Raw genomic sequence first — 26,246 nt, 5'->3', positions numbered from 1 at the left:
TATTCTTCATCTGAACTATGAACGATTTTCATCAGACCACCCTTATTTGATTTCCAATGAAGTAATGCTTACAGAATATTTTCCAGTATCTTGGCAACTCCATCGTTATCATTCGTATCCGTAACCTCTTTTGCCAACGCCTTTAGTTCTTCCACTGCATTTCCCATTGCCACGGGCCAACCACAAACTTTAAATAATCCAAGATCATTTCGATCGTCACCAAAGGCGATCACATTTTCGAGTGGGACTTTCAAGCTTTTGCATAGTAGATCTACAGCCTTTTCCTTTGAGGCCATTTTAGATGTAATCTGAACAAGTTCTCCATGATCTGTAACGATCACATTCAATTGGGCTGCAAGCTTCTCATTAAATGAGCTGGTATCCATATTGCCGTAAAAAAGAATTTTTGTTGCATCCAGCTTTTTTAGTTCTTCCAACGATTTCGCGATGGGATTTTCCTGAACCTTCATATAGGCTGTATAATCATACTCCTCAAGGCTCAGCCATTCATCCATGACTTCCAGACTTATTTTCAAATCCATGTCGCAGCTTAACCCATATTCCAAAACCTCAGCGGTCATTCGAGCTTCAATAGGTTCATGATGATGAATTCCTGTTTGTTCGCATTTAATATAGGCTCCGTTATAAAAAATAGTTGAACCCATCCTCAGCAGTTCTTCTGGTAATAACCATCTCACAGCTCTTGGTGGCCGTGCGGTCGCAAAGATGATTTTCATTCCTTTCTCGTAACAATCCTGAATAGCCTTATAGTTCCGGTCAGTAATTTGTTTATCGGAGTTGAGGAGAGTTCCGTCTAAATCCAAAACAACTGCTGCAAAATTCATTGAAATTCTCTCTTCAAAGAAATACAAATGAACACATAGGTTACCTGATGCCGATCCCATTATCTCGAACTTCCATTAAAGCTGTATCCAGTACTTGCAAATCCCTTTATTAATTCCCTCAAGAGTTCCGCTGTTACATTCAATGACCTTCCTGGACTTTATATTTACTTCGTCACAGGTGAGTAGCAGTTTTTCAATTCCAAAATCCTTTGCTTTCTTTAATAGCTCCGACAAGAAAAGCTTTCCGTAGCCCTTGCCACGTTCACTTGGCCGTACGATATAACCGATATGTCCGCCATATTCCGCCAAGCGTTCATTCAATCGATGTCTCAATTTTCCATAGGCAACTGGACGATCATTGATGTACATCCAGTAAATCGTCTGTGGAACATAGCCCTCAGGCAAGTTAATCCCCGCTGAAATTTCAACCAATCTAGGTAAACTGGCTTTAAACTGATCGAAATCATGTTCCGGAAAATTGGTGGTAAACCCGTTCTCGCCTAGTCCAATTTCATGGATCATTTCATAAATGTCTCTGTCGTCGGTTTCTGATAAAGCTTTCAGTTCAATCTTCAATGACATCACCCGCTCACCAATTAATACTTGTATAAAAAAACAAGCCCTAACGTTGCCTGAGCTTGTTGTCATTCCAATCATGTTCCTAAACTTGATGATCGATTAACTCTTTTATGAAGTAGTAATGCTTACTTCCTAGAGGTGCGTTCTCGATCACAGCCATTTCTTTATATCCATATTTCTTATAGAACTCGGGAGCCTGAAAGCTGAAGGTGTTTAATTTAATGAAAGTACACTGCTTTGAGCGCGCAATTTCTTCCGCTTCCTCCAGTAACCTTTTCCCATGTCCACTTCCACGATGCTCATCATCTACCCACAAAATATCAATTTCCATCCAATTCCAGCATATCACACTGTTTATGCCGGCTATGATGTGTTCCTTTTCATCCTTTATGCACAGGTTCATTTCTTCATAAATACCATTGGGAACTTGCTTGGAGTTAAATTCAATCAATTTATTTCTTACGTAATTCGCTTCATCGGCTGTTCCTCTTCGTATTTTGGAGATTTCGGGCATCGTATCCTCCTATTGGGTTCAATAGCGTCTTACTCCTTCTCTTCTTATGAATAACCCGCTTTCATTCGCTCCATGATCGGATGGCCTTCTTTCAATTGAAGCAAGTCCCACAGGTTCCCATACAGGTCTTTAAAGACGGCGACCATTCCATAGGACTGCTCTTTCGGCTCCCTCACAAATTCGATCCCTTTGGCGATCATATCGTTGTAATCTCTCCAGAAATCATCCGTATTCAGAAATAAAAACACCCTTCCGCCCGACTGATTGCCAATGAATGGTTCCTGTTCGGGTTTCGATGCCCTTGCGAGCAAAATGGTCGTACCTGCCGAACCCGGAGGAGCAACGACGACCCAGCGCTTATCCTGTTCTGGCTGATACGTATCCTCGACTAATGTAAAATGAAGCTTTTTCGTATAAAAATCGATAGCCTCATCGTAATCCTTAACGACTAGCGCGATATGAACTATGGACTGAATCATATCCTCTTCTCCTCCGATATTTTGTAACGTCCCATGAAACATTGAATTCATTTTATATGGATTCCTAAAATTTACAAGGTTTTTCCTTAAAACATTCTTATTTCTCCGGAACGCCTCTGTCTATTCGAACGACCACCTTGCCTATCGCTCGACCTTGGCCGAAATACTCAAAAGCCTTGGCCGCGTCCCCCAACGAATAAACCCGATCAATGACAGGCTTGACTTGACCCGTTTCCACCAAAGACCTCCAGATCAACTGGTCCTCATGGTTCGGCTTATGGATCAGCAATCCCAAGTTCTTTTTTTGAAGCTTAGCCGTCCACGGTGCAGTCAATAATGTCTGAAAAATACGCGGAAAGGAACCACCCACCATGACATAGGAGCCGCCCTGTTGGAGTGCGTGCTGGATCGCAAATACGGATCGGTTTCCGACCACATCGAGGATCAGATCATATCGCTTATCACCTGCAGTAAAATCTTCATTCATGTAATCCACAACATGATCCGCCCCCACGGAAAGCAGCGTTTCCAGCTTCTCGGCCCGATCTACGCCGGTTACCACTGCGCCATGCAGCTTGGCGTATTGAATCCCGAACGTGCCTACACCGCCGCCTGCTCCATTGATGAGAACGTGACTGCCTTTCGCTAGCTTTCCTTTATCGCGCAGTCCCTGCAAGGCCAGAACCGCTGCTTGAGGGATGGCTGCCGCCTGCTCGAAGCTTACGCCTTCCGGCTTCGGCGTCAGTGCTTTTTCGTCAGCGCAGACGTACTCTGCAAACCCTCCCCAGCCGCAGCCGGAAATATCCCCAAACACTTCGTCGCCTGGACGAAACCGCTTGGCGGCCGCCCCCACAGCGATAACCCTTCCTGCAATGTCTGCACCTAAAATGCGGTAACGGGGCCTCCGCATCCCACCAATACGGTTCACAAACGGTTTTCCACGCAGGAGATCCCAGTCCCAGGAGTTTACAGATGCGGCGTGGACCGCGATCAACACTTCATGTTCCTTGGGCTTAGGGATTTCCACCTCTTCAATCCGAAGAACATCCGGCTGTCCGTAAGTTTCATAGACAAGCGCCCTCATCGTACCTGTTCCTAAACTTGCTTGATGCTCTTTCGTCTCGATCCCGGTCTTCATGGCCGACACCATCCTACCTTCAAATTAGGGTTAAACGCTAAGGCGAGCTAGGCTGCTCTTCGAAAGCAGAAGAGCTCAGCTCCTTTTTAAAATGCCTAAATATGCACTCCACGGTCCAACGTCAGCCCGGTATCTCTCCGCCATCACCCGAACCATTTGCGCCATATGCGTAAAATCATGAACAACCCATGCAGAGAGGAGCTCCCTTAACTTCACGACGCCGAATTCCGGATGCAGACCGGTCTTTTCCAGATCGTGAGGATTGACGACTGCCCTCAGTTTGGATATGTTCGCCATTCTGAGGGTATGGAACTCTGATAATGCCTTTTCAACGGTTCTCTCAGACGTGTCTTTCAAATGGGCATAGCGGTCGAATACGGGAAACGGATTGTTTTCCCCTTCCGCAAGAATGGATTCCATCCGCGGGATCCAGTTATGCTTCTCCGCTTCTACAAGGTGCTCAACGACTTCAAGCGGGTTCCAGGTTCCTTCCCCTTCATTGCTATGCAGCCATCCCTCGGATAGACCGGATAAGAAGCGTTCCAAGGTTTGCGGCGTGCGCTCCAATATTTCGAGGGCTTCATTCAAATGGAAGTTCATATCAACACTCCTTTTGGCTATTTAAGCTCATCTTCAAAAATGTTTCCACCAGATCCCCGCACATTCCGGAACCGATGCCCACTGATTCTGAAGGATCCGATCAACGAGTTCTGGTCCGAAGAAAAACTCCGTATGATGAATGGCTTCTTCGACACTCCCAAAGTCATAATCGGTTCTGATCCATTGATAGTCAAATCCGTATTTGTCTTGAAGTAATGCATAATACGGCTGCAAAAATTCAGGAGGATGCGGCGTCTCATATCCCGTTCCCATCGTTTCAAAAATAATGATCGTTCCATTCGGCCTTAACACCCGCTGCAGCTCGGCCATGATTTGTTCCAGATTCTGTTCCCAGTGATTATCTGACGCATCGGCCAGGTAACAAATACTCCACCCCGAGACAACCAGGTCAATGCTCTGATCGGGTATGGGCAGCTGCCTATGGTCCGACACCACGGTTTTCCAATTCAGCGGACCGTTCATCCCCTGCAGCTTGCTCTCCAAGATGTCCAGCATCGGACGCGAGATATCCGTACAGATCAGAGATTTAGCCTCGGGCGCAATCACCGTCGATAATCGTCCCGCCCCTGCGCCTAAATCCAGCACGTCCAAATTTTTGAAAACTCTGATTGTATTGATGATGTCATATAAATCAGGCTGACGGCTGACCATGGCGTCGTACATGTTGGAGTGATTCGTATAGATAGGATCCTAGGTTGACATTTAATAACTCCTAAAAAGTAATGGATGATGGGGCAAGTACGTAAAATGTTCCTACGATCGCTCTTGTTTTCGGATTTCTTGATGGTATAGGGCCTACTTAAGGTAGAAATCCGAAAGCCAAATACGACCGCTTCGCTTCTTCGGAATCCTTTTACTCCCTTGCCTGCATCCTATTCTTTAGTTCAATTTATTTAGATTTGTGACCCATGAATGATTTCAACATAAAATCTCGATCAGAACTTGAAAAGTTTCGCTGCGCCCCTTACTCATCCGGCTCCTCCTACTCCTTATCAAGCACCAGAACGCCACCGTGATTCGGTCGCTGGCAATACACCCTTCATTCGAGTCGATTAACTGTACGATCTGATCCGCTGACAAAAAATACTTCTTTTTATTCTGATAGTTCAACATCACAGTCACTCCTGTTGCTAGATCATGATTTCCAATCTTTAAAATACGCTAGTATTTGAAAAGATTGATGCATCGCTTTCGAATTGATCTTTTCAAAATAAATGGGCTTTAATACAGGGTCGAAGTACATCAAAACCAGGGTTAATCCAATGATGAAAACGGAACTTCCCCAAGCAAGCTGAGCCCTCCGTATCCAAAAAATATTACCGGAAATCCACACCAGAGCGAGGAACAAGCAGCTTCCAATGATGAGATAGGCAGGCACATATCCCTCCATACACCAATAAAAAAGGCTGTACCAGTACATCCACACGAGCAGCATCAGCATATTATATGGAACTAGCGCTAATCTCTTTATCATTTTTGCAATCACCCTTTTGCAAATCTTTCAGGCAAAGGTTATGCCTTCGGATAGTCACTCCATAATTCGATGATGTTCCAATCCGGATCATAAAATCCAAAAGACTTCCCCTGGTAATTCGAAATCCGTCTGACTTCAATCCCATGATCCATCAGCCACTGCCTGGCTTGATCAATATCGGGAACGACAAAACCATACGCAGCTTGCGGACCACTTGAATACGTCATCTGTGAGTTTACCGCTTCTTCACTTACGATCAGCATGATCCGAATTCCCGTTGTTGACCTCATTTCCACGTACAAAGGATCTTCAAACGCAGTTTCAAAATGAAGATATTTGGCATACCATTCTACGGAGCGTTCCAGATTCGTTACAGGGATATAGATGTATCCACTCAACAATTCCATTAAACAACGCCCTCCTCTCTTGAAATGGGTTAACTCCTTACAAAATCCTCTTTCAATTCGTCTTGTGGATCCCATATGGACCAAGCGGCCTCCAGCAGATTCCCCTCATGATCTCTAAAGTAAAAATATTTAGCTTCTCCAGCTCCGAGAGTCTGCAAATCTTCGACCATCAGCCCCTTGTCCTTCATGAATTGATGGGTGTATTCAATGTCCGGACAGTTTATCGCCATGATCGGAAAAGGCTTGCCGTTCCTCATAATTTCAAGCGGCTGCTTGTCTTCTGTTTCAATGAGCAGCAATGCAATCGAATGTTGATGGGGATGGTGCAGCACGGCAATATAAGACCCGCGGTCCTGAAACTTATTCATTAACTTAAAATCCAAGTTTTCCGTGTACCACGCAATAGATTCATCAATGCGGGTTGTCGGAACATATACGTAGCCAATACGGGAGAAAGCAAATGTTGGACTCATTGGATACACTCCTTCGTTTGGATGGTTTTTAGTCTTATTTTGGGTTTGAAGAATAATCAAAAAAGTGATTAAAAATCCCGAAGGCTTTTATTACAAAATCCATATTTCCTTCAGAATACTTATCCCTCACCTGTATATAAATCCCCACGTGCATAATATACCTGGATTTCCATTCAACCTCGGCTTCTTGTCTCTTGCACCCCATGTCCGATCCGCTATTCACGCATACTATGCCGTGTTCCGAGGAAAGCCATTTCGTGTAATCTTCCTCATTTGGACAGGTCACCACTAAAACTATCAATACAGCGCCAACCAGGCCAAGGGCCCACTTCATAACATTATTCATCATACCTCCTTAGACTCTTAAAACATTTCTCTCCACCAGCTGCTTTGCCTTGAATTTACTTTTCTTTATACCACTTTCGAAGCAGATTGATATGCGCCTGATGATAGCGTTTATGGTCGGCCATATGCCATATCCCCCAGCGTATCGTTGCCTGCTTCTCATTTTCATGTCCAAAAGTGACGGTTTTCTCCAGATCTGCATCGGTTAGCTGCGTACACGCCTCTTTCAGCATGCCTAATACAGCGTCATATTGAGTCATAAGTGTATTCAAAGACACTCCTTGGACCATCGGTAACCTGCCATGCTCATCGATCATGGGGCCATACTGCTTTTGAAGTGACTGCGGAAGTGGGAGCCCCTTTATTCTGTAGACCCAGTTCAGATCAACATACATGAGGTGCCTGATTAACTGAGCTGTGCTGTTGAACTTGTTATGGGGCCCCTTATAATCCATCTCTTCTTGCAGCATACCGTTCGTGATAGATTGTAGTCGTTGGATGTTCTCTTTTACCGCGGAATATAAGGTTCCCACCATTGGAGCCATGTTGGCCCCACCTTTTAAGTCGTAGAGCATCCTGGCTCCTCCTTGACGATATTCGAAATCCTTCCTCTTCCGCTCTTCTTTATGAAATAACCCAGCCATAGAACACTCTTATTCTAGGCTGGGTCGTTTGTTGTCTGAAGCTTTTTCCATGATTATACATGTAGATGACCAATAGGAGAAAGCCCCTGGCGACTGAAATCTCTTCAACCTATTATTCATGTCTTGCATTTCTCATACGGATCATGGAAAAGTTGACGGTGGACTTCAATATTTGTTCTCGCAGGGGCTGTAACGATGGAGTGATCCTTAGCTCTATACCCTCATTCAGAATCGCAGTTATCAAATCGTCGATTCTCTTTACTTCCATCGGTATAACCGGACGTCTTGATACATAGTATCCCGCATTCTCTTCTTCCAACTCGAAATCAGCCGCATCAAAGATGTAACGATAGATAGAACCCTTTTTTACCCGTTCATACCACCCGGTCTCAATGGCTATCATCCGGCTAGTTCTCGACATCCCAAAAAAACGTTCATTATCCATATTACTTGTATCATCCTTTGGCCAAATGCAGACTCTGGGGCATGCTCTTGGAAAATAATAATGCGGCGCATGGTACTCATCGATCGTCCAGACTTTCGCATCGGTTTGATCGTATATGGTCCGAGGTTCAAAGACTTGGATGCCGGGTTCTTCACTAAAATGAAACAGCTTCATATGTATTCCCCCTTCATTGCGCTACTTCCAAGAACCCCCTTACCCGAGACTGAGTTGGATTTGCTGTAAACGCCTTTCATCCCTTTTTCAAGACAAATGCTTCCGGTACCCCTCGACCTTCTCATCTTTAAATCCTAGTTTCTCATAAAAGGCATGGGCTTCCTTTCTCTGACCACCTGACACAAAAATAACATAATAACAGTCTCTCTCCCGTGCTATGGCCTCGATATTCATCATTAACTGCTTCCCTATGCCAAGCCTGCGAAAACGATCTGAAACCACAACGTTCTCAATCACCATGAAAGGTCTGCACTCTCCGACAAGATCTTGGCAGACAATTCCCATAACGGACCCTGCCAGTGCTCCATCCTTAAAAGCCCCCAGAATATGATAGTTACCGTTTGCTTGCATGACTTCATATATCTCTACCATTTTTTCGTAATTGGTAGGCTGATCCATGAGCTCCTCTACAGACGGCATAGGTCATTCAAATCGGCTTTGGTTATTTCTCTTATAGTAATCATTGAACAGTTTCTCCTTGCTTTCAAAAGTAAAAGGCCACCACTCATTTACTGTCTGGTTTTATAATACGTCCTATCACAAATTGCTTGTTGGAATCATTGGCATTGAACATCGGTGTGGTTTGGCCAGGGTGAACTTCGATCACTCCGTCCGGTTGCAGCACCTCATGATTAAATTCTAGATAGCCTCCGATGACCTTTCCTTCGGATTCTAAAATATAGGCAACAATCTGATTGTATAGATCCGTTTTTTCCCTAAGGATATAACCCGTCTCTACAACCTCCTTGTTAAAAAACGGTGCCAAATCAACGTTCCCTTCCGTTCGGATGGTATCGACATGATCCTTATAACTCTGCAAAGTTTTTGCTTCATATTTTGTTTCCGATGCAAAGCGTTCCGCCTGCCAGCCAAATTTTTGCAAATAGTCTGTGTGCATTGGCTTATAAAACGGCATATATTCTTTCGTTTCTTCTTTACACCCTGTAAGTACGAGGACAATCAGTATCAGTAAAATAACGATTTTGGATCGCAATAATGACCTGCCTCCTTACATTTGGTTTCCCACATATATATTGATGATACCGCATATATAACACAAAATTCACCTAAATTTTCCCATTATTCATCACCTGGTCCAAAAACTCCTGCACCTCTTTCCTCGACTTTAATATGACGACTTGTTTTCGACCCTTTGCCTGTTCGAGCGCTTCCATGACCTTGGATCGGCTTCTTTTCCTATAATTCCAGACCCAAATAAAAAAAGCCCAATCCAGTTTTTCGGGGCAATCCTCGTTGAGATCGGGTCGTGTTTTTCCATGATATTGGATTCGTCTTTTCATGATCCTATAAATGCATAAGAGTCTGGGCATATCTAAAAATATGACGGCATCCGCTTCATTCAAACGAATACCTAAGGTTCTGGTGTAATTTCCATCGATAATCCATTGATTTTCGCTTACAGCATCCTTCACAAATTCATCCCATTCGTCATTTGCGGTTGGAGTCCAGTTGGGTTGCCAATAAAACCGGTCCAGATGAACAACCGGTAACGATAGAATCTCGCCTAACTTTTGAGATAAGGTAGATTTACCGGAGCCGGCTGATCCGATGATCGCGATTCGATTCGTCAAGGGAAATCCTCCTTTCTATTGAAGAACATCCTAGGATGTCAGCATCTTCATAGAGATTCCAACTCAGCTTTTATCCTTATAAATGCCCTATGTAAACTCCCTTTTGTTGCCATAAACAAATCATTGTTTTTATCGATGACTTCTTCCTTACCAAAGACACGATCCTCAATATACGTAGTATACCGGATTTCAATTTGTACAGCTTCTGTATGTGAAAGCGATCCATAATGAGATACGATATAACCGCCTGTAAGTCCCTCGGCATCTACTTCCACCTTGAACCCTTCTTCTCGAAATGCTTTAACTAGAACATTTGGGAATTCCTGTGAACACGTCTGGCCACCTCGGGTTCCAAGAACAATATCCGCTGAAGACTGGATGTAGAAGCTATGCAGGTCAAACAAATATACCTTTCGATAATTTAATGTACTCTGCCCGATCTCTTCCGCAAGACAGTGATGATATGGCAGGTACATCGTTTCAATTCGATTTTTGATTATTGCCTCATCTGGTGATGTATCATAAATTTGTTCTCCAAAAGTAGTCTTATGATAAATTAACGAGTTTCTGTAATTGTCTTTATTATCTCTGAATGACATATCCCGGTTTACATCGATAACATACCGACTATAGTTCGCAGATATAACTGTGAAATCAATACTGTCTAAGAAATCGTATAATTCGCGAACATACCAATCATTGTTAGCTAAAATTACTCCAGGAACTAATCTAGACTTCATTTCATCAGTTAATAATGAGGAGCCGTGTGGAATACTTGCAATAAACGGGGATTTTGATGTACTTCTTTGGATATGGAAAGGGTCTATTTTCTTTCACCTCCTATTATCAAAGTTGAATTCGATAATTCTCCAGAAGTAACTCTTTATAGATTAAGTTCTTCAATGGCCTCTTCTAAGAATTCAATTTCTTCTTCTAATCCTTCAATGATTGTATTCATTTTATTTCTATACTTTTGTTTAAGTTCAGGAGTTATTTGGTCTTTAACTTGCTCTAACAATAAAAAAGAATTCCTGCTCACTTCGAAATTCCCGGAAATAACAAACTCCAAAAGAATGTCGATATGCTTTGAATAATTCAAGGGCTCCAGAGCATATAGGAGTGATCCTCTGTACCCTAATGTTTTCGGATCTTGGAGTAATTCGATAATTGGTTCTACTGCTTCTTGGCACTCCATATCGGATAATGCAATCGCAGTTTGGTTTCTTATGAGGTGGTTTTCTGTCGTGGTCAGAAGTTCTAATAGAAGCGGGGCAGCTGCTGTATCTTTAATTTTCCCTATTTCTTCGATGAAATGAAGTGCTTCATCTATTTTATTACTCAGAATGAGTTGATTTATCCTGTTTAAATTCAATTCAAATCAATCCTTTAATGTATGGGTAGTGAAATGATTGCAGCTAATATTCCTGCATCTATAATATGACCCGACTTCTGGATCGTCTAATCCATGGCCGGGTCGTGTGTAGTCTAAATATGTATTTAATATAAGTTCTTTGATTCTCTCTGAGGTGATGCCCATGGAGGTCAAAGACTCACTTTCCTTAATGTTCATGTTTAGCATGTTCATTTTGGCGCTTCTCACCTACATGAAAAAGAAATAGACCGCCCTGCCTAAGGAAACGGTCTATTTCGACCACCACTTAGCGGCCGACTGCTCTTTATGCAGTTATTGTGCATTGGAGTCGTGTTCCCGCACGACTCCTTACTTATTCTTACATTAGTATAGCTCATTATATAACGCTTTTACAGAGGTATTTCTTTGCTATACCACATATGACAACTTACTCCTCATCCACCGACTCCAATAACTCCCCCGCAAAATGGTAAAACGCCATCGCATCTTCCCCGTTGGCAAAACCGGCCTGCGCCATTTTGTCGCTGCCTCCGCCTTTACCGCGATAATCGGCCAGATGCTGCTTGAATAGCGCGCCGCAGGCGAGTTCGCTATCCCCTCCCCGGGCGAGAAGCACCTTATGATCCGCCCCCGATACAAAAAGCACGATCACATCCGCTTGCTCGGTAAGTTTGGCCGCCAGGTTCTGCATATCTTTCAGCGGCTTGTCTGCAAATGCATGCTTGATCAGGCTGCCCTGACGGTCGGCTAGCAGCTTCTCAGCCAGGTAAGCGTCATTCTCAGCTTTTACCGCGGTTAATTCAGCCTGGAGCCTGCTTCTGCTCCTGTTCCCATTTTGTAATCCGGTCCATAATTTCTTCCTTGGCGGTATTGAACCGGGCTGACAAGCTGCCGAGAATCTCCATGCCCGCATTAAATTCTCTGAGCGCACGATAGCCGCATTTAAAATAAACACGCGTATGCCCCTTCTGCTTCTCCGCTCGCAGCAGTTTGATCATCCCGATCTCACCCGTTGCAGAGACATGCGTACCGCCGCAGGCGTTATACTCGATACCTTCAATCTCCACGATCCGAATATTATCGGTTACCTTCGGCTGCTTCACCAGAGGCAGGGCCGCTGCCTGCTCCTGACTCACAAAATAACTCGTTACTTTTCGATTCAAGTAAACCTGATCATTCACTTCCAGCTCCAGCATCATCAGCTCGTGCGGAGGCAGATCGGACCTGGCGATATCGATGGTGGCGTAATCCTGGCCTAAGTGGAAGCTGAGCGTCTCCGCTTTACACACCTCCAGACACATTGCCGACAGCAAGTGCTGGCCGCTGTGATGCTGTATATGGTCGAACCTTCTGTCCCAATCCAATCGGCAGCGAACGTCTTCTTTTTCAGGAAAACGCTCGACCTTATGCAGGATTTCTCCTTCCTCCAGAATGACATCCAGCACCGGGATCGTATCGATCCACCCGAGGTCACAGGGCTGTCCACCGCCATGAGGATAAAAGGCCGTCTCCTCCAGGATCACATAAGTTCCGTCTTCCCGCTCCACTTTGCGCGTCATGCGCGTCTCCCATTCCCGGGTATATGCAGATTCGTAATATAGCTTTTTCGTCATGTTCTTATCCTCACTGTTTCATGGTTAGATTCACTTTAATCTCAGCTTACTATAAGAAAAACATCTATCGACATACCTTCAAAGAAGACAGACCGCATTTAGCGGAAGTTTTTCTTGCGAGATCAGGAAGCGGAGACTCCGAAACTTATACTTTCTGATCTCTTAAAATAGTCCCAACGTGCCAAATCCTTCTGAAAAAGGAAAAACCGCCTGCAGTATCCCATCAGTACGGTCTTCATGATATGTTAGAACAATTGCGCACGATCGGTTATGTCGCAACCCCATGCTGTATGCCTCCACTGCTTTCCAAAAAATCAGACCGCTCCACACCATACAAATCATAGCGCTGCTGCGAATGGTTAATCGATTGATAGACCTGCTCGTACCGCTCGTTGGCTAATTTGACGTATGGCAGCTTTTCCACTGCTCTCTTCGACCGGATGTTCTGGGTTCGGATCTTCAAAAAGATCGTTTCAATATCCTGTCCAAGAAACAATTCAGCCAAAAACGCCTCCTTTGCGCGTTGGTTATACCCTTTTCCAAAATAAGGGGCCCCAATCCAAGTCGCCAGGAAGCCTGTTCGATGATGGATATGATATAGATCAATGGTGCCGATGGGGTGGCTGATCTCGTCAAGAATCGTTCTGGAGATACACATCCCCTGCTCTTCATCAACGATCAACTGCTTGGTGACGAATAAGTATTCCTCATACGATTGGCATGGATAACGGACATAGGGAAAAACGGCCGGATCCGTCATCAGATTGTACAGTGCATGGCATTCGTGCAAATCACGTTGTTTTAACATGTCATCGCCACCCTAGTCCTTGTGATTAGCTATACTGTGATTTAAGTATATAAAAGGACTTGGTGGATTGGATGAATGCTGCATTTTCCAGATGTAAAATCCGTCTTAAAAACTGAATTTGGCTATGCCCTTTCTGCTGGGTTTTACCGATCGTTCAATCCCTTGCCATCGAGGATTTGCTGTGTACATTTTTCGACCCGGGACTCTCGGGTTTTGGATTGCTTGGGCGCCGAAAAATAATACACATACGCTCTTTGCCGCCCCGGCGTCAGTGCTTCAAAAGCAGCTTTCAAGGCAGGGTTTTCATCTAGTTTATATTGAAACTCTTCGGGAATATCGAGTTGTGTCTCTTTGATGATATCCTCTTTCACACCGGATTTTTCGACTTCAATGGCTTCTGCAATATAAGCTCTCAAGATGAGTTCCAGCTCAACGATTTCTTGGGTATCGTTAAATCGGATCTGGCGCCCTACTTTCGTATTCTCCCCGGTTTTAACCAGAATGCCATGGGGATCTTGTAGCATGTAGCCTTTAAAAAATAGGAGCGCCAAGTAGGCTTTAAATCCCTGGATGATCACGATGTTTCGCCCCTGTGACGTGTAACAAGGTTTGCCCCACTTTAATTCTTCGGTAAGCCCGCAATCAAGCAAGATCTCTCTCAATTTCTCCGTTTCTTCAAGCCACATCGTGGCTCTGCCTACAAATGCATCTACTTTGGGATTCATTTTATTTTCCATAGTTATGCTTGTTCCTTTTCTCGCAGCGGTTTTGGTATATATTCATATTTGTTTACAGAATGTTGGTGTCTGATACGGGGGAGAAACCACGATGTATAAGAGATTCCTGTAATTTTTGTAATAGTTCTTCACTTTTGGTGTTACTTTCATTGAAAAAAAACATTTCATTAACGACTATATTTTTCTCATGACTAATTAGTGCAAGGTTCATACCATCATCAAAACGAACACTTGGATATCTGATCGCATGAAATCCAGCGGCTTTGGCGCAATCAGCAACAAATCGAGTAAATACATAATGAGGTTTATGCCACCCCTCCCCTTCACTTGGGGAACTCATTAATGACGACCATCTGATTAAGTTAATAATGTTTGATTCATGTGATTGCATGGTTAAATTTAAAATTTTAATAGGTTCTTTTATTTGGATCTTTGGAATCATTACGCCTTGTTTAGGCGAACGCAGTTCATGAAAGCATGTTTCTGGTTCCTCAGAAAGGTATAATATTTGTTTTCCAGCGTGATTATATCTCCCCTCGGGAATTATTTCTTGAGGAGGAGCAAGAAAGTCACTGACAGTGTAATTACTATCCTCGTTGAATGTCCTCGCTCTATATAAATTATCCAAAAGCATTTTTGGTTCAATATCTAAGGATATATTAAATATTTCTTGATAAACCTCAAGTGCAAATGGGTGTGACAAAAGTAAAAAAGGTGTCTCATAAGCCAATTTTGCTATTTCCTCTATGAGTTGTTCAAAACCATGTGGAACATCAAATGGCATGTTATAGGGGTAAATAACTCCATTTAATTTATTTCCACATCGAGGGCAAACCATTTTAGAGGTGAATAGATTGAAATCGTCTTTAGTTATAAAATCAAAAAATCTCATCATTGAATACAATGATGAAATTGATACTGAGTAAGTTTGAAAATCGCCATCGTTAATATAGACGCCAGGCCAATATTTAATAAAATCATCTACACAATTTTCACAGCATATAATATCAGCTGAAAAAATTGAATCAAACTCTTCAGAAAAAATTAAATGAAAAAGATTGAATTTTTCTTTTAGTATTATTTCATCTTCCACCAAAACAATCACCCTTCATAACACATTCACAACTCCCCCCGCCATCCTCTGTTCCTCAACCCTTAGGAAAAAAATCCCCAATCTTCATTGCAGACGTAGTAGTTCGAGTTTGTCTAGATCTATATTGAATTTGCCATTTATTAAGATATCCAATCCTAGTAATCCGTTAATCGTATGATATCTGAATGAAGTAAAGTCCAATTGGATATTCCTTAAGGTGTATTCTCCTACCTGGATCGCTTCAATTTTCTTGGTGAATGCATGTTCTTTTCCGCCGATTCCATAACTAGTTATTATATCATCTTCTAGGGTGACCCGAATACCGATGTCATCTACTTCATCCTGTGAAATCAAGGAATGGCTTGCTCCTGTGTCTATAACTATATTATTTATAGTTTTCTTTTGCCCATTGAAATGCACAGTCACCTCTGTAAATAATAACCCATCTCTATATTCAATTTTCATTTAAGGTATCTCCTCAGGCCAACATTCTTCCGAATTTTTACAATAACCTGATCCTTTGATGTGTGGTAAACCAAGGTTTTTCCTTTACTATTTAATAATTCCTCTGTCGCTTCTTCATCTCTAATAGGCCCAATTACAGCCACATCATCAATAATTTCTTGGCAATCTTTCTCTTCGGAATGAAGAATTTCAAACTTTACAAATTGGTTTGGGAAGATTTGCTGTACTTCTTGCCACTTCACGTTAGATCCCTCCAAACGTTTTAAATATATTGTATCATCTATTAATAAGCCTTAAACAGAATTGTTATCAGGTGCTGAGATCCTCTCAAAAACAGTCCCCTCATCGTTTCGATTAGCATACCAATCCTTTTCGGTAATCAGTAAACCAGTGACATTCGTTTGATCTGTAATAAATCTTACAGTTACGCTGATATCATCCAGATAAAATTGATCAGTGTCTTTCGGCCTCAACCTTTTGTTTCCAAAGATCCACAGTTCATCGTTGATGAGTTCTACTGAAATCTTGAAATCCATTTCCTGATGATGATATAAACCTGAGTATCTCCTGAGCAATGAAGTTTCAAGAACGGGATCTGGAACATATTTCAAATCGAAATTTTCAAGCGCTTGTTTTTGATACGTCTTGTAATCTGCGGACGAGTTCTCGATGATCTCAACTGGGATGTTCAATTCCCGAACAATCTCATTGGCAATTTCGGCATATTCCAAAAAGAACGAGATGTGCGACTCGGGACCTTGCTCTTGCCGGTTTCTAAAGTAGGGCTCGTCTTTATATTCCTCATGTTTTCGCAGCAAATACTCTCTACCGCCGCGCTGCTCGACCATTTTATTAATGGCTGCCAATGCATCCTTCTGGTAAAAGTAGATCAAATTACAATTTTCCTTACTCAACCGATCACTCACTTTATGTACCAATGATTTAATAAGCTCTCTTTCCACTTCTTTATGGAGCAAATGAACCATCGGGCTCTGCAAAAATGCGGATTCCATCACAACCACTTCTTCTTTAGGAAAATGATCCAGAAACTTAGACCAGCGATCATAATAAGCTTCAAGGAACAATGTGTTATCTTCGTGACCGTTAAACTCGATAATCGGGTGATCATAAGTGGTTTCAAGATATAATCCGCAAGGGATCCCATTTCGTTCAAATTGATTGGCCAAAAATCGGGCAAATGTGGATTTGCCTGAGCCAGGAATACCTTCAATGAGTATAAGATCCTTCTTCATGGAACCATCACCCACCCAAGATTTCAATTGTAGTTATATTTTGCCTTTATTGATTCATGCGCACAAGCGTTCCCACATAAAAGCAAGTTATTCTTTCTTGGTTTTTTCTGTTATGATTTGTATCGCTACCACATACCTTTTCCGTGTATACGACCCTTTCCAGCGCTATGCACTCAGTCGGTGCAAGATGTCCAATGATCGAATACCTCGGTAGACCAATACGATTCGGTGTTAGACACAATGATTGGCAGAGTAACTTCTTTTTAGTAAACCTACCTACTACTTAACTTACTTGATAGTCTTTCTTAAGCAAAGCAAATATGGCAGTATCAACAAACTGATTTCTCCAATAAAAATGTTCCTTCAATATCCCTTCTTCGCTAAATCCGGCTTTCTCAAGCACCTTCCTTGAATTCACATTCTCCGGTTCAACGAATGCTTCGATCCTGTTTAATCCAAAATCGCGGAAGCCGAATTCAATCACCCTCTGAATGGCCTCGGTCATAAAGCCCTTACCCCAGCAATCTGGTGTCAGTTCATATCCAATTTCGGCTTTAAAATGATGTTTCATCCAACCATGATATCCACATGTGCCAATGACACGGCTATCAGATTTTAAAGTAATCCCCCAGCGAATGCCTAGATTTTTCTCAAATCTTTCCTGCCACCTATCAATTAATTCCTCGGCTTGTTGTACATTCGTAAAGCTCTCCACATCATAAAATTTTGTTACTTCATCCAAGGAGAAATAATGAAACAGGTCGCCTGAATCCTCTGGTGTAATCTGTCTTAGAACCAACCTTTCCGTTTCTAATATGGGAAATGGGGTCATCTTTTCTTCTCCCTTCATGCTGAATAATGCAGCCTATCCCCCAAACGCAATTCTATATCCATCAATGTCTTGAATCGTGAATTCACTAAAAAAATCATTCAAATCCGGACCTTGTACAAAGGGGATTTCTTTATCCTTGATCTCTTCTAGCAATTGTCGAACATTTGTATAACAAAAAGCATCAAAATAGAGTCCGCCTTTAACAGATGAAAATGGTCTTACATCTTCCGGGTCGGCTGCTTGATGAAGAATAAAGGTTACTTTATCTCTTGTCATATGTACATGTTGGACAACCGGACCACCAACGAGTTCATAACTGAAACCGAGTTTCTTATAAAAATCGATCGTTTTTTCAATATCCCTCACAAGTAAGACCATAGATGGTCCGGAAAATGCAGCTTGATTCATCTTCGAATACCTCCACTTATAAATTTGGATTGTTAATATCGAATAATCCTCTGCCAATCAAATTTGCTGTAACAGGCTTCTTTCCGATCTCTCTTGCCCATACAGACAACTGACCGATGTGGTGGATTTCGTGGGCGATCAGGTGCCGCATGACTTCGCCGTATGTATGGGCTTCTCGCTCCCCTTCATCCGTAATATCGATCATAATACGGTCTTCCAGGCTGTCGTTCCAATCATAGACAAATGGAGCAAGCTCCTCGTGGCAGCGTGCAGAAAAATCTTTGATCTGCTGCACACTGGCCACTTTCTCAAACGTAGGGATTTCAACTGCTTTTTCTTGGATTCCGCCGCATATCCAGCCATACTCAACCGCCACAATGTGATGCAGCGTGGGAAGGAAGTAGCCTATGCCGCCAGTGCGTTTTTTCAGCAGCTCTTCTTCACTCACCGTATCGCACCAGTCTAACCAATCTTTACGAACCTGCCAGTTATACTCGAATAATTTCAGCATGCTGTGGCCTCCTTAATTGGTTAGTATCTCCACATGTTATCAAAGGCAATATTTTTCCTGATTATACCATCAAACCTCCTCTCTTATTCCAATAAAATGATTCTCTTATAGGTTGGCGAGGAATTCCATATTTGTGACGGGAATGCGCTTGTAGAGAGCAGAAAGTTTCCACATTAATGCTAATGGTCTCACGTCTTAAGAAGTAGACTCGGGTGGCAGCGGACCTAGAGAAAGGGGATCGGGGCTAAGCAGCCGAAAAATGAAAAAAAGGGGGAACCGAGTTCTCCCTGTAGGATTTTTGACTATCCCCTACGAATTACAATTCGCAAGGGCTTTTAGTTCGTTATGATTTAACAGTAAATTTAAACTGATAAACACTGGATATCTCTCCACCAAGTTTTTTATAAAATTCAACCGCGTGTTGATCAATAGCATCTGCTTGAACAAAAATTTCATGGATTTGCTTTGATTTACAATACCCGACTAATTCCTTGACCAGACGGCTTCCTATTCCCTTACGTTGGTTATTTTCTCCTACCGCTATGTCATATAAATACAAACTGGAACCCATTCGATCATACATGGGCAGCTCATATCCGGTTAATCCGCCAATAACCTCGTTACCTTTTATTCCAACGATACAAATAAATAAAGGATTTGATAAAAGCTCCGCAATATTAACATGATTGACGAAGTCCGTATTAGGTGATTCAAACTCCTCATTGAACAGCAATACTAAATCAAAAAAAATCGATTCATCACCTACTTGTAGCTTCCTATATGTAACAATTTTATCCATGTTAACCTCCAATTTAATTGAGTTATCTTAATGGATATTTCAGTTCGATGTCTTGCCCTGTTAATTCATCAATAAATATATAGTTATGATCAGCACCTATAATGCAAAGAATTTTCTTACCTTGACTAGAATTGATGATATTTCTTACACGCTCTATCATGATTTGATTCCGGATCTTCCATCTAAAATTAAACGATCTTGGGTTCAATTGTTCCAGCCACTCATATTTTGCTCTTGTGATGTTATCAAATTCTGTTGAATTAAAGGGGATCCTCCCAAACGAATGCGTGGCCATTTGTTTGTCAAACCACCCATCATCCATTCGCATGATGTTCTCCCTTACTCCCTCAGGAAGCTCGGCAAAGGGATCGAAGTTATTCCATACATCGAGTTCAAACCAATCAATTGGAACAAACTTGATCTTGTTAATTTCGCATAAAGGGAAGATCAGCTCCCAGTACTCACTTGCCGGCTCTCCCCAATATCCCCTCTCGCTCTTATTTTTACAATATTTATCCCAAGTATTAGGATGAACTTCGCCACAAATGATGTCTGGATTGAACTCTTCAATAATTTCTTTATACAGATCGAGCGAACAGTTATATTTCTGTCTTAGCTCTTCATTATGTATTGTTCCTAAAACACCAACAACAGTCAGTGTTTTCACCTCATTTCATTGTTTATTGAAAGTGCTGAAATTCAAAAAGAGGATATTTCGCATTCACCGTCGTATGCAATGCGCCTATAAGACCTGCCGCCTTGGCGGAGCTCGCCCCGATCCGATACATGCAGGCCTGCTCATTTCCGATCTGAAACGAATGCAGAGTTAGCCGTTGTATTGTAAAAAGGAGTGTCTCATTAGTCATTGATTCATGAACTTGAGCACTCCCTTGTTGCCTCAAAATGGATCTGTCCACAATCTCTTTGATCCTTGAAACATGCTTTCATCGAACTCCATCTTGTAAATATCCGGCTTTGAAGTTCCTAATAAAAATTCCAAGTTGTATTGTGGATCAAAATACCCCATCATTAGCGTCATGACCAACCCATGAGTTCCAATTACAACTTTATGTCCCTTGTATCGGTTAAATATGTCTTTAAAAATCGCGATGACCCGCTTTTGACAATTCTCAAGAGATTCTCCTCCCGGCAGCGAAAAACCCGGATCCGAAAACATCCTCCTTACCGTTGGCATCAAATCCTGCTCAGGTACAATTTGGTCTTCGTCTAAAAAGACCAGTTCTTTCAGATCTTCATAAACGATGATCTCTTTGCTTTGAGCACGTGCTAAATTTTCAATCGTTAACATCGCTCTGCTATATGGGCTTGAAACAAACGTATCGATTCCCTCGTTCATCAATAACTCTGTAACCCTGATCGTATCCAACTTTCCCTTGTCAGTCAGCCCACGTGTTCTTTCGTTTGCTTCTAATTTAGGCGATTCGCCATGCCTCACCATATAAATATAAGTTTTCATTAAGACTCCCCTCGAACACTTCCAAAATTGGTGCTGCTCTTTACTCTAGAAGTCCCATACCGCCAGCCGCATGAATAAGGCGTTATTTAATTCCTTCGTTTTTTCGAAATTCGTTCTCTAAAATGCTCATTGTAATGGAGTCATGGTACTCATGGTTATAATAGAGAACCTCCCGCTGAATTCCTTCTTGTATAAATCCTAACTTTTCATATGCTTTTATGGCTCTTGCATTATACGAGTACACGTTAAGTTCAATTCTATGTAGATTCAGCACCCCGAAGCCATAATTCAGTAATAATTTTAGAGCCTCCGTTCCAAATCCCTTGCTAAAATCCGCTTGATTAAATAAGGCTATCCGTATATTGGAATTGCGATTTACATAATCTATATCCTGTAGCGCAACTTCTCCGATAATACGGTCTTCCTCTTTAAGAACGATCAATAAGTGAATACGATCCGATTCATTCTGTATTTCTTCAATATAATTGTCGATCATGTTTTTTGAAAATATTCTTTGGGTTCCCGTCAGTCTCCTTACTTCTTCGTTCAACATGTTCGGGTAATACATATCGGAATCTTCACTTACAAGCGGCCGAAGGTAAAGCCTGTCACTTTCCAATGCTCTGTTTAATTGCTGCATAGTAATTTCCCTCCTGTTATTTATATGAAAAGATCTGCAGGTTACTTACGAGTAATTCCATTCATTCCTCCATACATCGTAGTAATTTCATTTAGTTCCTCAAGTGTTTTACCAATATAGCTTTGGTCCGCTTCAAAAGAGAATATTAATTCATTATCAATGGGTGGATGTTCTTTATATCTCCCTTCAATTAAGGCTCGCCCTCGATTTTCAATCGTAACAGTCACTTCTAGATCAACTTCGTCATTCGTTAATTTTGCAGTTCCACTGCACTTCTCATATATTTTTTGTAATTGATTCTTAAATATATATATTTCTCCAGTTGAGATCCAAACAGATCCTGAGGCATAGTAACTTCCACTTTTAATTTTTATTGAACTCTCTGTATCATAGCCACCTAAATGAGAGGTGGTTTCCGGAAATCCGTGTATCTTCCCTAATTGAATAATCACGTACTGGTTATTCTCACCGTATATTTGAAATTGGTTCATTGTCTTAAGCACCTCAACTCCTAATAAACAAGATCTTCACGCACTTCGACTCCATTCTCATCACAATAATCTCTATATTTCTTAAGCACTGTAAAAATATCATCTTGACCAATAACTTGATTGTCTTGATCGAAATATTGCAAGGATCCGCCCAAAATGAATAAAGTAATGACCTCTTCATCTTCAGTAATAAGTGTATGAATATCCCCAGGCGGTTCAAAAATGAAGGTTCCTGGTTTCGCCATCCAATGACGACCTTCATATCTCCATCGTCCTTGAATGTTGTATTCTATGACAGATCCTCCAGTATGCCGGTGGCGTGTCAGCACTTGATTACTCTTTATCTTAAAGAGATATATCCAGGTGCCGGTGGCAAGATCAAATCGAAGAGGTTTAAAATAACAATTTGCTTCTTTCACCTCATCGAAAGGAACCCAAGGTAAATCCTCAATATCAAAAACCCTTTAAGGTAATTGGAGATTCTCTGCTAGTTTGACTACAGCATCTTCAATCAATGGATTCATGGTATAGGTCTCCTTTTATGCTAACGGTCAGATTCACCGCAAGAATATTATCTGATGTTGCTTTCTTGATCGAGATGACCCGCCAATATACCTGCTCTTCTGATGATTTCAATTCGTTCTCCTCTTCCTTCGATGTTCATTATCATGTCTATAGCCGTTTCAAAATTTGTTATGATGTAGCCTGTCTTTTCAAATCCTTCAGGTATACTCACGAATTTATTAACTTGAGTTAGAAAATATACGGTATACGAATTGGTTTCCTTCCAAAACCAGCTAGCAAACGGTATTCTTATCTCAGCTAGTTCTATCCCTGCTTCTTCTAAAGCTTCTCGCTCTAAACCCTCCTGTATGGATTCATTCTCTTCGAGTCTTCCACCAATGGTAGTAAGTACTCTCTCTTCTCGATCCCAAACCATCATAAGATTGCCGTTATCAAATACAGGTACACAGTGAACTCCAGCTATTGGGAAATCTGTTGGAAGTTCATTAATCAATTTTAGCATGCTTATCCCTCCCTGGATTATTACCGTGGTTTTGGGTAAAGGTGTCACAGCTCTCTAACTTTCAGCCAAAGGGTGAACGCCCATAGCGTGAATATAATGTTAGCTGAAGCCACGAAGCTTTTATGATCTTTACGACCTTATTGCGCGTCCTTTCATTACTTTTAACATTTTCGATTGAATGCCTGATTTTCCTCCCGCTTGCGCTTAAACCTAATGGGTACTCGAAAAAACTAATGAATATATTTTTATATCATGTTAGCATGCGTTGTGTATCCAATATCATCCAGGGGGGGATGAATCATGGTGATTAAATTTGAAATGATGCCAAAAACCCGCATTGCTTTTGTGCGCCAAGTAGGTTCATACGGTCCTCGGAACATCCAAGTAATGGAAGCGTTAAAGAAATGGGCTGCGGAAAAAAATTTACTTAACGAATCATCCATATTACTTGGAATTGCCCAAGAAAATCCGGAATCTACACCTCCTGAGAAATGTCGTTATGATGCTTGTATTGTTATTCCAGACGATTATCGGATAGATGACACGGATAATAACATTTTCGAAACTGAACTCGCTGGTGGTCATTATATGTAACCTATGAGGTGAAGCATACAGCCTAGGATATTCAAAAAGCGTGGGCTGATATTTTTCCTGCGTTAAATAGTAGCGGATATCAAATAGACGACAAACCCATATTCGAAAGATACATTGGTGATATGTTGTATAACCATTATTGCGAGATATGTATACCTCTAAAAGCGTTATAGTGCAGCAAGAAAACAAGCTTCACTGCCTTGATGGTTATGATTAGCTTTCATAATTTGTATTTCGATATGGTTCTAAGCTCTGATCGTTAAAGTATTCTTTTAAAAAGTCCCTTGTTGTTTCAGGGAATTGATAAGTTTTTGATAATTGGTCTGACTCGGATACAGATTGTTTTATACTTTCAATGGGTATCCACTCCGTTCCGATTTGTCCAACATCAGCCTGTGAGCTGATAAAAGTATTAGTCATTTTGATCCTGCATTCATAAATAAACTCTACTGCATGTACTTCCTTCGTGATAAAAGAGTACTCATGATTTTTTGATATGTATTCTCTAATACAAATAAACTTGTGTTCTGCGACATCAATTCCTAGTTCTTCTAAGCATTCACGTTGTAATGTCTGCTCTAGGGTTTCGCCTACCTCCTGAGCCCCTCCTGGCAAAGTATAATACACTCCAATTTCAGGACGTTCTTTTTTTATCGCGAATAACAGTCCGTCTTGAACAATCAGTGCCCGTGCTGTATTTCTAATCATCTATGACACCTCAATAAATTATTATGAATATGCATCACTGTTTTTTGGACCACTTATAAAAGGACCCAGCCTGAGATCACTTTTACTCTTAGGCTGGGTCGATTGTTATGACAAACAAAGGGCGATTTTTTTACTAAAGACCTCTATTTTTATTATTCATATACTAAAACCCAATACTTCTCTCCGGGTTTTCCTTCTTCAACAACCTTTTTCCATCCACTTTTTTCATAGAAACCTAATGCTTTATGATTTTCTGATACACACTTTAATCTTACGGGCTTACCCATTTTTTCTATAGCATGGTTAACTAATTGAGTACCAACCCCTTTACCGCTAAAATCGGGGTGTACAAATAAATTATGAATAAAGTTCTCAGGTAAATATAAAGATGCGAAACCAAGGATTCGGGAATTTTCTTCAGCTAATAGTATATATTCCTCAGTCGTATCTCTATCAAAATCATTTAAATTCATCTCTTCTGCATCTGCCCAGTGAAAGCTCTTGCGGCGCGATTCAAGATATATTTGTCTTAACTGAGGGTAGTCTATTTTACTTGCTTCTCTGATAATTATAAGATCAATCTCCTATCTACAAAAAATTATGAGTTATATAAACATAATAAAGGATATGGTGAACCCCCTTCAAGCAACAAGATGTCGCGAATGAAATACACTTGGAAGATCTAGGGGTAAATAAGTGCGAGTTGGCCGGCAGCAGAGCGGGTAGTCGATGCAGGGTTGTCTGTTGAGTTGCTTCCCTTGAAGTTGATCATTTTCTACAAACGATATATGTTCTAAACTAAAAAGCCGCAGCTACGCAGCTGTAATAGAATCTTTCTTCAGCATGGAGAATATCAATGTATCCGTAATGAACTCACCAAATATATAGTCCCGAAGCAAACCCTCCTGCACAAAACCCAACTTTGTTAAAAGATTTACAGACGAATGGTTTTCCGGTATTACTTTAGCTTGTACTCGGTTCATATCCAGCTCATTAAATGCAAATGGAATAATCGTATTGAGCACTTCGGTCATGATCCCTTTTCCCCAATAATTTGACCCTCAACTTTCGTAGCTATTCCCCAAGTGATCATTTCTTTTCTGGTAAATGCGTTTTGAAATCGAGTAAATGTCTTGGAGGCTGTCTCGATATTTTTGGGCCCTGGATATCCCCAATATTTTGTTACTTCTTGATCTGAGAAATAACTGTAATATGCCTCGGCATCTTCCGAACGTAATTCTCTCAATATAAATCTTTCAGTTTCAAGCTTAGGGAAAGAAGAAAATGCATCTTTAAAAGGCATATTGGATCCTCCGGTTTATGGGTTTTTAAAACTTCTTGTGTCATTTGGGACATCTTCCATGATTATACATTGGATGACTGAGGGGATGATTGATTGTTAGTGGTTATTGATGGATTAAACCCCTTATTTTGTGCTAAGGTCTATAATGAGGTGAATCCATGAATGGTAAAAAACTTGTGATCTTGATCGTGCTTATCTGTGTATTTGGATTAATCGCTATCTATGGGTTAATTTATTTGATCATATGGTTTGCTTTTAATTCATAAATTTCGGCCCCGGCATCTTGGACAATCTAACTTCTGCTTCGGGAGGTAATAACATGAGT

The 26,246-nt window shown here is 41.4% G+C and carries 38 protein-coding genes and 2 pseudogenes; 2 read left to right on the top strand and 38 right to left on the bottom strand.

Annotated features, from left to right (window positions below):
• Positions 1 to 68: 68 nt before the first annotated feature.
• The 17 genes from ABIE48_RS02355 to ABIE48_RS02275 all read right to left on the bottom strand — a co-directional run bounded on the left by ABIE48_RS02355 (position 69) and on the right by ABIE48_RS02275 (position 11,162).
• Positions 69 to 845: an HAD family hydrolase gene (locus tag ABIE48_RS02355; RefSeq protein ID WP_192716359.1), complete on the bottom strand. Its 777-nt coding sequence runs from the start codon at positions 843 to 845 to the stop codon at positions 69 to 71.
• Positions 846 to 920: 75 nt separating this feature from the next.
• Positions 921 to 1,493, bottom strand: coding sequence for a GNAT family N-acetyltransferase (locus ABIE48_RS02350; RefSeq protein ID WP_313958224.1), 573 nt, complete (start codon positions 1,491 to 1,493; stop codon positions 921 to 923).
• Positions 1,494 to 1,506: 13 nt separating this feature from the next.
• Positions 1,507 to 1,938 (bottom strand): GNAT family N-acetyltransferase, encoded by a 432-nt coding sequence (locus ABIE48_RS02345; protein ID WP_192716358.1) that lies wholly within the window; start codon positions 1,936 to 1,938, stop codon positions 1,507 to 1,509.
• Positions 1,939 to 1,982: 44 nt separating this feature from the next.
• Positions 1,983 to 2,417: a VOC family protein gene (locus ABIE48_RS02340; protein ID WP_145025726.1), complete on the bottom strand. Its 435-nt coding sequence runs from the start codon at positions 2,415 to 2,417 to the stop codon at positions 1,983 to 1,985.
• Positions 2,418 to 2,514: 97 nt separating this feature from the next.
• Positions 2,515 to 3,555 (bottom strand): NAD(P)-dependent alcohol dehydrogenase, encoded by a 1,041-nt coding sequence (locus ABIE48_RS02335; protein WP_354518228.1) that lies wholly within the window; start codon positions 3,553 to 3,555, stop codon positions 2,515 to 2,517.
• 75 nt (positions 3,556 to 3,630) lie between these two features.
• Positions 3,631 to 4,155: a DinB family protein gene (locus tag ABIE48_RS02330; protein WP_192716357.1), complete on the bottom strand. Its 525-nt coding sequence runs from the start codon at positions 4,153 to 4,155 to the stop codon at positions 3,631 to 3,633.
• Between the two features lie 33 nt (positions 4,156 to 4,188).
• Complete coding sequence (locus ABIE48_RS02325) at positions 4,189 to 4,860, bottom strand: class I SAM-dependent methyltransferase (RefSeq protein ID WP_354520568.1); 672 nt, start codon at positions 4,858 to 4,860, stop codon at positions 4,189 to 4,191.
• 828 nt (positions 4,861 to 5,688) lie between these two features.
• Complete coding sequence (locus ABIE48_RS02320; RefSeq protein WP_192716354.1) at positions 5,689 to 6,057, bottom strand: VOC family protein; 369 nt, start codon at positions 6,055 to 6,057, stop codon at positions 5,689 to 5,691.
• Positions 6,058 to 6,086: 29 nt separating this feature from the next.
• A complete protein-coding gene (locus tag ABIE48_RS02315) occupies positions 6,087 to 6,530 on the bottom strand; it encodes a VOC family protein (protein ID WP_192716353.1) in 444 nt (147 codons plus the stop codon).
• A gap of 34 nt (positions 6,531 to 6,564) precedes the next feature.
• Positions 6,565 to 6,876: a hypothetical protein gene (locus tag ABIE48_RS02310; RefSeq protein ID WP_192716352.1), complete on the bottom strand. Its 312-nt coding sequence runs from the start codon at positions 6,874 to 6,876 to the stop codon at positions 6,565 to 6,567.
• A gap of 55 nt (positions 6,877 to 6,931) precedes the next feature.
• The gene (locus tag ABIE48_RS02305; RefSeq protein ID WP_192716351.1) at positions 6,932 to 7,450 is read right to left on the bottom strand and encodes a DinB family protein; all 519 of its coding nucleotides are present in this window, start codon (positions 7,448 to 7,450) and stop codon (positions 6,932 to 6,934) included.
• Positions 7,451 to 7,631: 181 nt separating this feature from the next.
• Positions 7,632 to 8,138: a DUF6886 family protein gene (locus ABIE48_RS02300; RefSeq protein WP_192716350.1), complete on the bottom strand. Its 507-nt coding sequence runs from the start codon at positions 8,136 to 8,138 to the stop codon at positions 7,632 to 7,634.
• An 87-nt stretch (positions 8,139 to 8,225) separates the two neighbouring features.
• Positions 8,226 to 8,597 carry a GNAT family N-acetyltransferase gene (locus ABIE48_RS02295; RefSeq protein WP_354518225.1) on the bottom strand — a complete coding sequence of 124 codons (372 nt, stop codon included), beginning with the start codon at positions 8,595 to 8,597 and terminating at the stop codon, positions 8,226 to 8,228.
• 106 nt (positions 8,598 to 8,703) lie between these two features.
• Entirely contained in the window at positions 8,704 to 9,192 is a 489-nt protein-coding gene (locus ABIE48_RS02290) for a DUF4830 domain-containing protein (RefSeq protein ID WP_354518223.1), read from the bottom strand.
• Between the two features lie 73 nt (positions 9,193 to 9,265).
• Complete coding sequence (locus tag ABIE48_RS02285; protein ID WP_192716349.1) at positions 9,266 to 9,790, bottom strand: DNA topology modulation protein; 525 nt, start codon at positions 9,788 to 9,790, stop codon at positions 9,266 to 9,268.
• A 47-nt stretch (positions 9,791 to 9,837) separates the two neighbouring features.
• Positions 9,838 to 10,572 carry an N-formylglutamate amidohydrolase gene (locus ABIE48_RS02280; RefSeq protein WP_354520566.1) on the bottom strand — a complete coding sequence of 245 codons (735 nt, stop codon included), beginning with the start codon at positions 10,570 to 10,572 and terminating at the stop codon, positions 9,838 to 9,840.
• 101 nt (positions 10,573 to 10,673) lie between these two features.
• Positions 10,674 to 11,162 carry a HEAT repeat domain-containing protein gene (locus ABIE48_RS02275; RefSeq protein ID WP_192716348.1) on the bottom strand — a complete coding sequence of 163 codons (489 nt, stop codon included), beginning with the start codon at positions 11,160 to 11,162 and terminating at the stop codon, positions 10,674 to 10,676.
• A gap of 157 nt (positions 11,163 to 11,319) precedes the next feature.
• On the opposite strand from ABIE48_RS02275, the gene ABIE48_RS02270 reads away from it, so the two are divergent.
• Positions 11,320 to 11,409 carry a putative holin-like toxin gene (locus ABIE48_RS02270; protein ID WP_354518220.1) on the top strand — a complete coding sequence of 30 codons (90 nt, stop codon included), beginning with the start codon at positions 11,320 to 11,322 and terminating at the stop codon, positions 11,407 to 11,409.
• Positions 11,410 to 11,589: 180 nt separating this feature from the next.
• Here the strand turns inward: ABIE48_RS02270 and ABIE48_RS02265 are convergent.
• The 17 genes and pseudogenes from ABIE48_RS02265 to ABIE48_RS02185 form a co-directional block, all read right to left on the bottom strand.
• A pseudogene (locus ABIE48_RS02265) lies at positions 11,590 to 12,775 on the bottom strand (alanyl-tRNA editing protein).
• 268 nt (positions 12,776 to 13,043) lie between these two features.
• The gene (locus ABIE48_RS02260; protein WP_192716347.1) at positions 13,044 to 13,583 is read right to left on the bottom strand and encodes a GNAT family N-acetyltransferase; all 540 of its coding nucleotides are present in this window, start codon (positions 13,581 to 13,583) and stop codon (positions 13,044 to 13,046) included.
• Positions 13,584 to 13,726: 143 nt separating this feature from the next.
• Positions 13,727 to 14,320, bottom strand: a complete 594-nt coding sequence (locus tag ABIE48_RS02255) for a YdeI/OmpD-associated family protein (protein WP_192716346.1) — start codon at positions 14,318 to 14,320, stop codon at positions 13,727 to 13,729.
• Positions 14,321 to 14,372: 52 nt separating this feature from the next.
• Positions 14,373 to 15,413, bottom strand: coding sequence for an RES family NAD+ phosphorylase (locus ABIE48_RS02250; protein WP_354518217.1), 1,041 nt, complete (start codon positions 15,411 to 15,413; stop codon positions 14,373 to 14,375).
• Between the two features lie 84 nt (positions 15,414 to 15,497).
• Complete coding sequence (locus ABIE48_RS02245) at positions 15,498 to 15,878, bottom strand: retropepsin-like aspartic protease (RefSeq protein ID WP_145025756.1); 381 nt, start codon at positions 15,876 to 15,878, stop codon at positions 15,498 to 15,500.
• Complete coding sequence (locus tag ABIE48_RS02240) at positions 15,875 to 16,120, bottom strand: hypothetical protein (protein ID WP_076173370.1); 246 nt, start codon at positions 16,118 to 16,120, stop codon at positions 15,875 to 15,877. The genes ABIE48_RS02245 and ABIE48_RS02240 overlap by 4 nt, the downstream gene beginning before the upstream one ends.
• Positions 16,121 to 16,171: 51 nt before the next feature.
• Complete coding sequence (locus tag ABIE48_RS02235) at positions 16,172 to 17,131, bottom strand: P-loop NTPase family protein (protein WP_192716344.1); 960 nt, start codon at positions 17,129 to 17,131, stop codon at positions 16,172 to 16,174.
• A 283-nt stretch (positions 17,132 to 17,414) separates the two neighbouring features.
• Positions 17,415 to 17,963 (bottom strand): GNAT family N-acetyltransferase, encoded by a 549-nt coding sequence (locus tag ABIE48_RS02230; RefSeq protein ID WP_192716628.1) that lies wholly within the window; start codon positions 17,961 to 17,963, stop codon positions 17,415 to 17,417.
• A 33-nt stretch (positions 17,964 to 17,996) separates the two neighbouring features.
• The gene (locus tag ABIE48_RS02225; RefSeq protein WP_192716343.1) at positions 17,997 to 18,371 is read right to left on the bottom strand and encodes a VOC family protein; all 375 of its coding nucleotides are present in this window, start codon (positions 18,369 to 18,371) and stop codon (positions 17,997 to 17,999) included.
• Between the two features lie 16 nt (positions 18,372 to 18,387).
• Positions 18,388 to 18,882 (bottom strand): DinB family protein, encoded by a 495-nt coding sequence (locus tag ABIE48_RS02220; RefSeq protein WP_192716342.1) that lies wholly within the window; start codon positions 18,880 to 18,882, stop codon positions 18,388 to 18,390.
• A gap of 343 nt (positions 18,883 to 19,225) precedes the next feature.
• A complete protein-coding gene (locus ABIE48_RS02215; protein WP_192716341.1) occupies positions 19,226 to 19,681 on the bottom strand; it encodes a GNAT family N-acetyltransferase in 456 nt (151 codons plus the stop codon).
• 22 nt (positions 19,682 to 19,703) lie between these two features.
• Positions 19,704 to 20,348 carry a hypothetical protein gene (locus ABIE48_RS02210; RefSeq protein WP_260869414.1) on the bottom strand — a complete coding sequence of 215 codons (645 nt, stop codon included), beginning with the start codon at positions 20,346 to 20,348 and terminating at the stop codon, positions 19,704 to 19,706.
• Positions 20,349 to 20,579: 231 nt separating this feature from the next.
• Positions 20,580 to 21,158, bottom strand: a complete 579-nt coding sequence (locus ABIE48_RS02205; protein WP_145025773.1) for a histidine phosphatase family protein — start codon at positions 21,156 to 21,158, stop codon at positions 20,580 to 20,582.
• Positions 21,159 to 21,240: 82 nt separating this feature from the next.
• Positions 21,241 to 21,798, bottom strand: a complete 558-nt coding sequence (locus tag ABIE48_RS02200) for a GNAT family N-acetyltransferase (RefSeq protein WP_145025775.1) — start codon at positions 21,796 to 21,798, stop codon at positions 21,241 to 21,243.
• A 41-nt stretch (positions 21,799 to 21,839) separates the two neighbouring features.
• A complete protein-coding gene (locus ABIE48_RS02195; RefSeq protein ID WP_145025777.1) occupies positions 21,840 to 22,289 on the bottom strand; it encodes a WapI family immunity protein in 450 nt (149 codons plus the stop codon).
• Between the two features lie 20 nt (positions 22,290 to 22,309).
• Positions 22,310 to 22,741 (bottom strand): 2,4'-dihydroxyacetophenone dioxygenase family protein, encoded by a 432-nt coding sequence (locus ABIE48_RS02190; RefSeq protein WP_397342075.1) that lies wholly within the window; start codon positions 22,739 to 22,741, stop codon positions 22,310 to 22,312.
• Positions 22,742 to 22,860: 119 nt separating this feature from the next.
• Complete coding sequence (locus ABIE48_RS02185) at positions 22,861 to 23,316, bottom strand: NUDIX hydrolase (protein ID WP_145025779.1); 456 nt, start codon at positions 23,314 to 23,316, stop codon at positions 22,861 to 22,863.
• A 300-nt stretch (positions 23,317 to 23,616) separates the two neighbouring features.
• Between ABIE48_RS02185 and ABIE48_RS02180 the strand changes: the two are divergent.
• Positions 23,617 to 24,083 (top strand): annotated as a pseudogene (locus tag ABIE48_RS02180) (AraC family transcriptional regulator).
• 40 nt (positions 24,084 to 24,123) lie between these two features.
• Here ABIE48_RS02180 and ABIE48_RS02175 read toward each other — a convergent pair.
• The 4 genes from ABIE48_RS02175 to ABIE48_RS02160 all read right to left on the bottom strand — a co-directional run bounded on the left by ABIE48_RS02175 (position 24,124) and on the right by ABIE48_RS02160 (position 25,921).
• The gene (locus ABIE48_RS02175) at positions 24,124 to 24,618 is read right to left on the bottom strand and encodes an NUDIX domain-containing protein (RefSeq protein WP_192716340.1); all 495 of its coding nucleotides are present in this window, start codon (positions 24,616 to 24,618) and stop codon (positions 24,124 to 24,126) included.
• Positions 24,619 to 24,770: 152 nt separating this feature from the next.
• Positions 24,771 to 25,190: a GNAT family N-acetyltransferase gene (locus ABIE48_RS02170; RefSeq protein ID WP_145025783.1), complete on the bottom strand. Its 420-nt coding sequence runs from the start codon at positions 25,188 to 25,190 to the stop codon at positions 24,771 to 24,773.
• A gap of 240 nt (positions 25,191 to 25,430) precedes the next feature.
• On the bottom strand, positions 25,431 to 25,652 hold the full coding sequence (locus ABIE48_RS02165; RefSeq protein ID WP_145025785.1) for a GNAT family N-acetyltransferase: 222 nt from the start codon (positions 25,650 to 25,652) through the stop codon (positions 25,431 to 25,433).
• Positions 25,649 to 25,921 carry a GNAT family N-acetyltransferase gene (locus ABIE48_RS02160; RefSeq protein WP_145025787.1) on the bottom strand — a complete coding sequence of 91 codons (273 nt, stop codon included), beginning with the start codon at positions 25,919 to 25,921 and terminating at the stop codon, positions 25,649 to 25,651. The genes ABIE48_RS02165 and ABIE48_RS02160 overlap by 4 nt, the downstream gene beginning before the upstream one ends.
• Positions 25,922 to 26,246 lie beyond the last annotated feature (325 nt).

The organism is Paenibacillus sp. OAE614 (assembly GCF_040546645.1).
Taxonomy (GTDB): Bacteria; Bacillota; Bacilli; order Paenibacillales; family Paenibacillaceae; genus Paenibacillus_AQ; species Paenibacillus_AQ favisporus.
The sequence above is the reverse complement of the archived record's forward strand: the minus strand, read 5'-3'. Positions and strand labels throughout refer to the sequence as shown.

What these genes read in the sequence shown, in the direction of transcription:
- ABIE48_RS02355 (WP_192716359.1), bottom strand. Translation starts at nt 845, where the DNA reads ATGAATTTTGCAGCAGTTGTTTTGGATTTAGACGGAACTCTCCTCAAC.
- ABIE48_RS02350 (WP_313958224.1), bottom strand. Translation starts at nt 1,493, where the DNA reads ATGACAACAAGCTCAGGCAACGTTAGGGCTTGTTTTTTTATACAAGTA.
- ABIE48_RS02345 (WP_192716358.1), bottom strand. Translation starts at nt 1,938, where the DNA reads ATGCCCGAAATCTCCAAAATACGAAGAGGAACAGCCGATGAAGCGAAT.
- ABIE48_RS02340 (WP_145025726.1), bottom strand. Translation starts at nt 2,417, where the DNA reads ATGATTCAGTCCATAGTTCATATCGCGCTAGTCGTTAAGGATTACGAT.
- ABIE48_RS02335 (WP_354518228.1), bottom strand. Translation starts at nt 3,555, where the DNA reads ATGAAGACCGGGATCGAGACGAAAGAGCATCAAGCAAGTTTAGGAACA.
- ABIE48_RS02330 (WP_192716357.1), bottom strand. Translation starts at nt 4,155, where the DNA reads ATGAACTTCCATTTGAATGAAGCCCTCGAAATATTGGAGCGCACGCCG.
- ABIE48_RS02320 (WP_192716354.1), bottom strand. Translation starts at nt 6,057, where the DNA reads ATGGAATTGTTGAGTGGATACATCTATATCCCTGTAACGAATCTGGAA.
- ABIE48_RS02315 (WP_192716353.1), bottom strand. Translation starts at nt 6,530, where the DNA reads ATGAGTCCAACATTTGCTTTCTCCCGTATTGGCTACGTATATGTTCCG.
- ABIE48_RS02310 (WP_192716352.1), bottom strand. Translation starts at nt 6,876, where the DNA reads ATGAATAATGTTATGAAGTGGGCCCTTGGCCTGGTTGGCGCTGTATTG.
- ABIE48_RS02305 (WP_192716351.1), bottom strand. Translation starts at nt 7,450, where the DNA reads ATGCTCTACGACTTAAAAGGTGGGGCCAACATGGCTCCAATGGTGGGA.
- ABIE48_RS02300 (WP_192716350.1), bottom strand. Translation starts at nt 8,138, where the DNA reads ATGAAGCTGTTTCATTTTAGTGAAGAACCCGGCATCCAAGTCTTTGAA.
- ABIE48_RS02295 (WP_354518225.1), bottom strand. Translation starts at nt 8,597, where the DNA reads ATGGATCAGCCTACCAATTACGAAAAAATGGTAGAGATATATGAAGTC.
- ABIE48_RS02270 (WP_354518220.1), top strand. Translation starts at nt 11,320, where the DNA reads ATGCCCATGGAGGTCAAAGACTCACTTTCCTTAATGTTCATGTTTAGC.
- ABIE48_RS02260 (WP_192716347.1), bottom strand. Translation starts at nt 13,583, where the DNA reads ATGTTAAAACAACGTGATTTGCACGAATGCCATGCACTGTACAATCTG.
- ABIE48_RS02255 (WP_192716346.1), bottom strand. Translation starts at nt 14,320, where the DNA reads ATGGAAAATAAAATGAATCCCAAAGTAGATGCATTTGTAGGCAGAGCC.
- ABIE48_RS02245 (WP_145025756.1), bottom strand. Translation starts at nt 15,878, where the DNA reads ATGAAAATTGAATATAGAGATGGGTTATTATTTACAGAGGTGACTGTG.
- ABIE48_RS02235 (WP_192716344.1), bottom strand. Translation starts at nt 17,131, where the DNA reads ATGAAGAAGGATCTTATACTCATTGAAGGTATTCCTGGCTCAGGCAAA.
- ABIE48_RS02230 (WP_192716628.1), bottom strand. Translation starts at nt 17,963, where the DNA reads ATGACCCCATTTCCCATATTAGAAACGGAAAGGTTGGTTCTAAGACAG.
- ABIE48_RS02225 (WP_192716343.1), bottom strand. Translation starts at nt 18,371, where the DNA reads ATGAATCAAGCTGCATTTTCCGGACCATCTATGGTCTTACTTGTGAGG.
- ABIE48_RS02220 (WP_192716342.1), bottom strand. Translation starts at nt 18,882, where the DNA reads ATGCTGAAATTATTCGAGTATAACTGGCAGGTTCGTAAAGATTGGTTA.
- ABIE48_RS02215 (WP_192716341.1), bottom strand. Translation starts at nt 19,681, where the DNA reads ATGGATAAAATTGTTACATATAGGAAGCTACAAGTAGGTGATGAATCG.
- ABIE48_RS02205 (WP_145025773.1), bottom strand. Translation starts at nt 21,158, where the DNA reads ATGAAAACTTATATTTATATGGTGAGGCATGGCGAATCGCCTAAATTA.
- ABIE48_RS02200 (WP_145025775.1), bottom strand. Translation starts at nt 21,798, where the DNA reads ATGCAGCAATTAAACAGAGCATTGGAAAGTGACAGGCTTTACCTTCGG.
- ABIE48_RS02195 (WP_145025777.1), bottom strand. Translation starts at nt 22,289, where the DNA reads ATGAACCAATTTCAAATATACGGTGAGAATAACCAGTACGTGATTATT.
- ABIE48_RS02185 (WP_145025779.1), bottom strand. Translation starts at nt 23,316, where the DNA reads ATGCTAAAATTGATTAATGAACTTCCAACAGATTTCCCAATAGCTGGA.
- ABIE48_RS02175 (WP_192716340.1), bottom strand. Translation starts at nt 24,618, where the DNA reads ATGATTAGAAATACAGCACGGGCACTGATTGTTCAAGACGGACTGTTA.
- ABIE48_RS02165 (WP_145025785.1), bottom strand. Translation starts at nt 25,652, where the DNA reads ATGACCGAAGTGCTCAATACGATTATTCCATTTGCATTTAATGAGCTG.
- ABIE48_RS02160 (WP_145025787.1), bottom strand. Translation starts at nt 25,921, where the DNA reads ATGCCTTTTAAAGATGCATTTTCTTCTTTCCCTAAGCTTGAAACTGAA.